The 7,020-nt window shown below is 67.7% G+C and carries 7 protein-coding genes; all 7 read left to right on the top strand.

The window, feature by feature from the left end; all coding sequences use genetic code 11:
- The coding region (locus AB7U92_RS18825) for a flagellar biosynthetic protein FliR (RefSeq protein ID WP_428580456.1) at positions 1-254 on the top strand (254 nt) is incomplete at its 5' end.
- A gap of 2 nt (positions 255-256) precedes the next feature.
- Complete coding sequence (flhB, locus tag AB7U92_RS18820) at positions 257-1,375, top strand: flagellar biosynthesis protein FlhB (RefSeq protein WP_428580453.1); 1,119 nt, start codon at positions 257-259, stop codon at positions 1,373-1,375.
- 10 nt (positions 1,376-1,385) lie between these two features.
- Entirely contained in the window at positions 1,386-3,497 is a 2,112-nt protein-coding gene (flhA, locus tag AB7U92_RS18815) for a flagellar biosynthesis protein FlhA (protein ID WP_428580450.1), read from the top strand.
- Positions 3,498-3,581: 84 nt separating this feature from the next.
- Positions 3,582-4,814 carry a flagellar biosynthesis protein FlhF gene (gene flhF / locus AB7U92_RS18810; protein WP_428580448.1) on the top strand — a complete coding sequence of 411 codons (1,233 nt, stop codon included), beginning with the start codon at positions 3,582-3,584 and terminating at the stop codon, positions 4,812-4,814.
- A complete protein-coding gene (locus tag AB7U92_RS18805) occupies positions 4,811-5,674 on the top strand; it encodes an AAA family ATPase (RefSeq protein ID WP_428580445.1) in 864 nt (287 codons plus the stop codon). Before flhF ends, AB7U92_RS18805 begins: the two co-directional genes overlap by 4 nt.
- Complete coding sequence (locus AB7U92_RS18800; protein WP_428580443.1) at positions 5,671-6,417, top strand: RNA polymerase sigma factor FliA; 747 nt, start codon at positions 5,671-5,673, stop codon at positions 6,415-6,417. Before AB7U92_RS18805 ends, AB7U92_RS18800 begins: the two co-directional genes overlap by 4 nt.
- Before the next feature lie 60 nt (positions 6,418-6,477).
- Positions 6,478-6,858: a chemotaxis response regulator CheY gene (cheY, locus tag AB7U92_RS18795; RefSeq protein WP_428580440.1), complete on the top strand. Its 381-nt coding sequence runs from the start codon at positions 6,478-6,480 to the stop codon at positions 6,856-6,858.
- Positions 6,859-7,020 lie beyond the last annotated feature (162 nt).

Genomic DNA, 7,020 nt, shown 5'->3' with positions numbered 1-7,020 from the left:
GGACCGGCCAGCTCATCGCCGCTGGTCTCCTGCACGGCCTGCCCGTCATCGTCGCCCTGCTCGCGATCAACTTCGCCCTCGGCGTGATGGCGCGGGCGGCGCCGCAGCTCAACATCTTCGCCGTCGGCTTTCCGCTCATGATCCTGTTCGGCATGGTGCTGGTGGTCCTCACCCTGGAGGGCTTCGACGCCGCCGCCGCGGGTTTGTTCGACAGCGGTTTCGACGCCGCCCATGCCGTGCTCGAGGCGCACTGACCATGGCCGAGCAGGACGACGCCCAGGAACGCACCGAACAACCCAGCGCCAAGCGTCTGCACGACGCGCGCGAGAAGGGGCAGATCGCGCGTTCGCGCGAGCTCACCACCATGTTCGTGCTGCTCGGCGGCGCCGCCACGCTCTACCTCAGCGGCGGTCATCTGGGCGAGGGCATGGCACGGGTCATGCGTGGCAGCTTCACCTTCGGTCGCGCCGACCTCTACGATCCGCGACTGCTCGGTACGCGCTTCGTCGGCGTCGTTCTCGACGCCCTGGCGGCGCTGGCGCCGGTGCTGTTCATGGCCGTGGTCGTGGCACTGCTGGCGCCGCTCGCGCTGGGCGGCTGGAACTTCAGTGCCGAGGCCCTGCAACCGAAGTTCGAGCGTCTCGACCCGCTCAAGGGCATCAAGCGCGTGTTCGGTGTGCGCGGGCTGGTCGAGATGTTGAAGGCGCTGGCCAAGTTCGTGCTGGTGCTGGCCTTCGCGGTGGTCGCGCTGAAAGGCGAGCAGGGCGCCATCCTGGCGCTCGGCCACGGCAGCACCGTCGGCGGGCTCGAGCAGGGCACCGCGATCCTGTTCCACGTCTTTGTCGTCGTCAGCCTGGCGAGCATCGTCATCGCGCTGGTCGACGTGCCCTTCCAGCTGTGGGAACACAGCAAGCAGTTGCGCATGTCGCGCCAGGATCTCAAGGAGGAGATGAAGGAAACCGACGGTTCGCCCGAGCTCAAGGGCCGCATCCGCAACATGCAGCACGAGCTCGCGCGGCGCCGCATGATGGAGGAGGTGCCGAAGGCCGACGTCGTCGTCACCAACCCCGAGCACTACGCCGTGGCGCTCAAGTTCGATCCGGCGAAGATGCGCGCGCCGGTGGTGGTGGCCAAGGGCGTCGAGGAAGTGGCGGCGAACATCCGCAAGGTCGCCGCGGCCCATGGCGTGACCATCCTCAGCACGCCGCCGCTCGCGCGTGCGCTCTACCACACGACCAGGCTCAAGCAGGAGATCCCGGCCGGTCTCTACCTGGCCGTGGCGCGCGTGCTGGCCTACGTGTTCCAGGTCCGTGACGGCATCGCCGGGGCGAGCCTGCCGAACGACCTCCCGATCCCCGACGAACTGAGTTACTGAGGTCCACGACATGGCGACCCTGGCAGGACAGAACAGCGGGCTGGACATCAGCGGCAACCTGCAACGGCTCGGCATCGGCGTGCCGCTGCTGCTGCTGGCGATGCTCGCGATGATGGTCATCCCGCTGCCGCCGTTCCTGCTCGACATCCTGTTCACGTTCAACATCTCGCTCGCCCTGATCGTGCTGATGGCGGGCATCTACGCGCGCCGCCCGCTCGACTTCGCGGTCTTTCCGACCCTGCTGCTGGTCACCACGCTGCTCAGGCTGACTCTCAACGTCGCCTCGACCCGCGTGGTGCTGCTCAACGGTCACAGCGGACCGGGCGCGGCCGGGCACGTCATCGAGGCCTTCGGTGACTTCGTCGTCGGCGGCAACTACGCGGTCGGCCTGGTGGTGTTCGCCATCCTGGTCATCATCAACTTCGTCGTCGTCACCAAGGGCGCCGGGCGCATCTCGGAAGTCAGCGCGCGCTTCACCCTCGACGCCATGCCTGGCAAGCAGATGGCGATCGACGCCGATCTCAACGCCGGCATCATCACCCAGGACGAGGCGAAGGTGCGCCGGCGCGAGGTCGCGGGCGAAGCCGACTTCTACGGCGCCATGGACGGTGCGAGCAAGTTCGTCCGCGGCGACGCCATCGCCGGCATCATGATCCTGTTCATCAACATCCTCGGCGGGCTGGTCATCGGCACCGCCCAGCACGACATGGCGCTGGCCGAGGCCATGCGCGTGTTCACCCTGCTGACCATCGGCGACGGCCTGGTCGCACAGATCCCTTCGCTGCTGCTCGCCACTGCCTCGGCCCTGATGGTCACGCGTACCTCGACCGAGCACGACGTCGGCGAACAGGTCATGGAACAGCTGTTCGACAACCCGCGCACGCTCGCCGTGACCGGCGCCGTGCTGCTGATCATGGGCGTGATCCCGGGCATGCCCAACGTCGCCTTCCTGAGCATGGCGGCGGCGGCACTCGGCGCCGCCTGGTGGCGCCACGAGCAAGCCAAGCAGCGGGAGGCGGCCGCGGCGGTCGCGCCACCGCCGCCACCACCGCCGCAGGAGATCGCCGAGCTGTCGTGGGACGACGTCCAGCCGACCGATGCCATCGGCCTCGAAGTCGGCTACCGCCTGATCCCGCTGGTCGACCGCGGCCAGAACGGCCAGTTGCTCGGGCGCCTGCGCGGCGTGCGCAAGAAGCTCTCGCAGGAACTCGGCTTCCTGGTGCCGGCCGTGCACATCCGCGACAACCTCGACCTCGAACCGAACAGTTACCAGATCACCCTGCACGGCGCGGTGGTCGGGCGCTCCGAGATCCAGCCCGATCGCGAACTCGCCATCAATCCGGGCCAGGTCTACGGCCAGCTCAAGGGCGCGGTCACGCGTGACCCGGTCTTCGACCTCGAGGCGGTGTGGATCGGCGAGGACCAGCGCGAGCAGGCGCAATCGCTCGGTTACACCGTGGTCGACGCCAGCACCGTCATCGCCACCCATCTCTCGCAGGTCGTACAGGACCACGCCCACGCGCTGCTCGGCCACGAGGAGACCCAGAAGCTGCTCGACGGGTTGAAGAAGACCAACCCGCGCCTGGTCGAGGACCTCGTGCCCAAGGTGCTGCCGCTGGCGGTGGTGGTGAAGGTGTTGCAGAACCTGCTCGCCGAACAGATCCCGGTGCGCGACATCCGCAGCGTGCTCGAGGTCATCGCCGAGCACGCCGCGCGCACCCAGGACGCGGCCACGCTGACCGCCTTCGCCCGCGTCGCGCTCGGCCGTCTCATCGTCCAGCAGATCAACGGCCCGCAGGGCGAACTGCCGGTGATCACCCTTGACCTGTCGCTGGAACGGATATTGCAACAGTCCCTGGAAACGATGAGCAACAACGCCATGGCCCTCGAACCCAATCTCGCCAACCGCCTGCTCACCTCGCTCGGCGAAGTGCACCGGCAGCGCGAGGCGGCCAACCAGCCCAGCGTGCTGCTGGTGGCGGACAACCTGCGGGATTTCCTCGCGCGTTTCCTCCGTCCCTCGGTCAAGGGACTGCACGTGCTGGGGTTCAACGAGGTGCCCAACGATGCCCAGATCCGCATCGTGGCGACGGTCGGCGACCCGGCCTTGCGGGCGCAGTGAAGGACGTCGGTGTCAGAGACCCGGCGTCAAGAAGCGGAACAGGGGTAGAACCATGACGGATCCCCGCACCACAGGAGCGGCACGATGAAGGTCAAGCGTTACTTCGCGAGCAACATGCGCTCGGCGCTCGACATGATCAAACAGGAGCAGGGCCCCGACGTGCTCATCCTGTCCAATCGCAAGGTCGACGGCGGCGTCGAGCTGATCACGGCCGATCAGCTCACCGAGCAGGAAGCCGAGGAACTCGCCCGGCGCAACACGCCGCGCAAGCGGCCGGACGTTGCCGTCGAGGCGGCAGAACCAGCGCCTGAACCGGCAAGACCCGTCGCGCCGCCGCGCGCACCGAGCCCGCTGTTCGCCGATCTCGGCGAGCAGGCCGAGTACCTGTGGACCGACGCCGCGACGATGGCGCAGATGCGCGAGGAGTTGCGCAGCTTGAAGGGCCTGCTCGAGACCCAGCTCTCGGGTCTCGCCTGGTCGGAGTTCGGCAACCGCCACCCGCTGCGTGCGCGCCTGCTGCGCGTGCTCTCGCAGGTCGGCCTGGCGGCGGCGCTGGCGCGCCAGCTGGTCGCCGAAGTGCCGGACGAACTCGACTACCGCGCCGGCTGGCACCGCGCGCTGGCGCTGCTGGTGATGCGACTGAAGGTCTGGGACGGTGGCCTGCTCGAACGCGGTGGCCGGGTCGCGCTGCTCGGTCCGACCGGCGTCGGCAAGAGCACGCTCGCCAGCAAGCTCGCCGCGCGCTACGCGCTCACCCACGGCCCCGAGCAGGTCAGCATCGTGTCGATGGACGATCGCCGGCTCGGCGCGCACCAGCAGATGAAGGCGTTCGGCCGTCTCATCGGATCGAGCGTCTACACCCTGCGCAACGTCGACGAACTCGCCGACGTGCTCGACGACGAAGCCGACCGCGGCCGACTGGTCGTCATCGACACCCCCGGACATGCCCCGGGTGACAGCCGCTACAACGACCTGGTGCTCGGTCTCGAGGGCCTGCTCGCGGATATCCGCATGATCAAGGTGTTGTCGGCGACCACCGACTACGCCAGCGCGGCGGCGATGTTCCGCCGCACCACGGGCTTGCCGCTCGACGCCTGCGTGCTGACCAAGCTGGACGAGGCGGCGAGCCTCGGGCCGTCCCTGTCGGCGGTGATCGAAGCGGGCCTGCCGCTGGCCTGGACCTGCGCCGGCCAGCGCGTGCCGGACGACCTCGACGAGGTCGCGCCGCGCGCCCTGGTCGAACGCATGGTCGAGCTGGCCAAGTCCAGTCCCGTGCCGGATGACCAGGCGCGCATCGAACGGGCGTTCAGCGCATGAGCTTCCACGACGACGCGCAACGCCTGCACGGCGCCGCTACCCGCGTCATTGCCGTCACCGGCGGCAAGGGCGGCATCGGCAAGACGACGGTGTCGATCAACCTCGCCGCGGCACTCGCCGAGCGCGGTCACGACGTGCTGCTGCTCGACGCCGACCTCGGCCTGGCCAATGTCGACGTCCTGCTCGGGCTCGCGCCGACGCACACCCTGGCCGACGTCGTCAGCGGGGCCTGCGAGCTCGAGGACGTCATCCTGGAGGGACCGCTCGGCATGCGCATCGTGCCGGCCGCGTCCGGCATCCAGCACATGGCCGAACTCGACACCCGCGAGCGCGCCGGCCTGATCAACGCCTTCGGCCAGCTCGAGCAGCGCCAGGATTTCATGATCGTCGACACCGCGGCCGGCATCGCCGCCAACACCCTCGACTACTGCAACGCTTCGCACGAGGTGCTGGTGGTGGTGTGCGACGACCCGGCCTCGATCACCGATGCCTACGCCACCATCAAGGTGCTCAACCAGAGCGCCCGGCGGCACCGTTTCCGCGTCCTCGTCAATCTCGCCGAGGACGACCGCCAGGCGCTCCGGCTGTATGCCCGCCTGCTCGAGGTGTGCGACCGCTACCTCGACGTAAGTCTCGATTTCGCTGGGAATATTCCTTTAGACACCCGCGTCTCCACGGCGCTGCGCCGACGCCAGTGCCTGGTCCAGAGCTTCCCCACGAGCCCTGCCGCCCAGGCATTCAAGAAACTCGCTCAGGTTACCGATAACTGGCCTGCACCCCGTAGTGCCAGCGGTCGCGTCGAGTTCTTCGTCGAACGCATGGCACAGGCGGAGTCGCTACGGAGGGTAGCTCAACTATGAAACAGATTGCGGCCTACAAGAAGGCAGCGGCATCCGCGGTCGCCGAGCGAGACCAGAACGAACTGGTCGACGACTACGCGCCCCTGGTCAAGCGCATCGCCTATCACCTGATGACCCGCCTGCCGCCGACGGTACAGGTCGACGACCTCATCCAGTCCGGCATGATCGGGCTGCTCGAGGCGGCGCGGAACTACGACCCTTCGCAGGGCGCGAGCTTCGAGACCTACGCGGGCATCCGTATCCGCGGCGCGATGCTCGACGAGATCCGCAAGGGCGACTGGGCGCCGCGCTCGCTCCATCGCAAGGTGCGCGCGATCACCAAGGCGGTCGCCGACATCGAGGCGCGCTTCGCCCGCGACGCGAGCGACGCCGAGGTCGCCAAGGAAGTCGGCATGTCGCTCGACGAGTACTACGCGACCCTGCAGGACGCCACCGGTTACCGCGTGTTCAGCTTCGAGGACCTGCCCGCCGGCGAGGAGGGCATGGCCGAGGGGCTCAACGGCCGCATTCCGGAGCCGTTCGAGAACGTGCAGGACGAGTTGTTCCGCGAAGCCCTCGCCGAGGCCATTGCCGGCCTGCCCGAACGTGAGCGCCTGGTGATGTCGCTCTACTACAAGGAAGAACTCAACCTGCGCGAGACCGGCGAAGTGCTCGGCGTCAGCGAATCGCGCGTCTGCCAGATCCATTCCCAGGCGCTCATCCGCCTCAAGGCACGCATGGCCGAGTGGACCGAGCAGAACTGAGGACAGCATTCATGAAACAGCACTACAGCGAATTGAGCGGAGGCAAGCGTGGATAAGAACATGAAGATTCTTGTCGTCGACGACTTCTCCACCATGCGGAGAATCATCAAGAACCTGCTGCGCGATCTCGGCTTCACCAACATGGAGGAAGCGGACGACGGCAGCACGGCGCTGCCGATGTTGAAGAGCGGCAAGTTCGATTTCCTCATCACCGACTGGAACATGCCGGTCATGGAAGGCATCCAGCTGTTGAAGGAGATCCGTGCCGATCCCGCGCTCGCCGACCTGCCGGTGTTGATGGTCACCGCCGAGGCGCGCCGCGAGCAGATCGTGCTGGCCGCCGAAGCCGGCGTGAACGGCTACATCGTCAAGCCGTTCACGGCCCAGACCCTGGAACAGAAGATCGGCAAGATCTTCGAGCGTCTCAACGCCGCTGCCTGAGGGAACGCCATGAGTGCGCACGCGCTACAGGCCGATCACCTGCTGCTCGCCCGCCGCCTGGTCGACGCCATCGAGGCCGGCGACCAGAGCGGCACGGACGAACTGCTGAAAGCCCTCAACGACGGCCAGTTCGAGGCCTTGTTCCACGAGATCGGCAAGCTG

The sequence above is a fragment of the Piscinibacter sp. genome (assembly GCF_050175855.1).
Taxonomy (GTDB): Bacteria; Pseudomonadota; Gammaproteobacteria; order Burkholderiales; family Burkholderiaceae_C; genus Piscinibacter.
This window is presented reverse-complemented; position numbering and strand designations above follow the sequence as displayed.

Excerpts from the sequence above, each read along its gene's own strand:
- flhF (WP_428580448.1), top strand. The coding sequence starts at position 3,582 with ATGAAGGTCAAGCGTTACTTCGCGAGCAACATGCGCTCGGCGCTCGAC.
- cheY (WP_428580440.1), top strand. The coding sequence starts at position 6,478 with ATGAAGATTCTTGTCGTCGACGACTTCTCCACCATGCGGAGAATCATC.
- flhA (WP_428580450.1), top strand. The coding sequence starts at position 1,386 with ATGGCGACCCTGGCAGGACAGAACAGCGGGCTGGACATCAGCGGCAAC.
- AB7U92_RS18800 (WP_428580443.1), top strand. The coding sequence starts at position 5,671 with ATGAAACAGATTGCGGCCTACAAGAAGGCAGCGGCATCCGCGGTCGCC.
- flhB (WP_428580453.1), top strand. The coding sequence starts at position 257 with ATGGCCGAGCAGGACGACGCCCAGGAACGCACCGAACAACCCAGCGCC.
- AB7U92_RS18805 (WP_428580445.1), top strand. The coding sequence starts at position 4,811 with ATGAGCTTCCACGACGACGCGCAACGCCTGCACGGCGCCGCTACCCGC.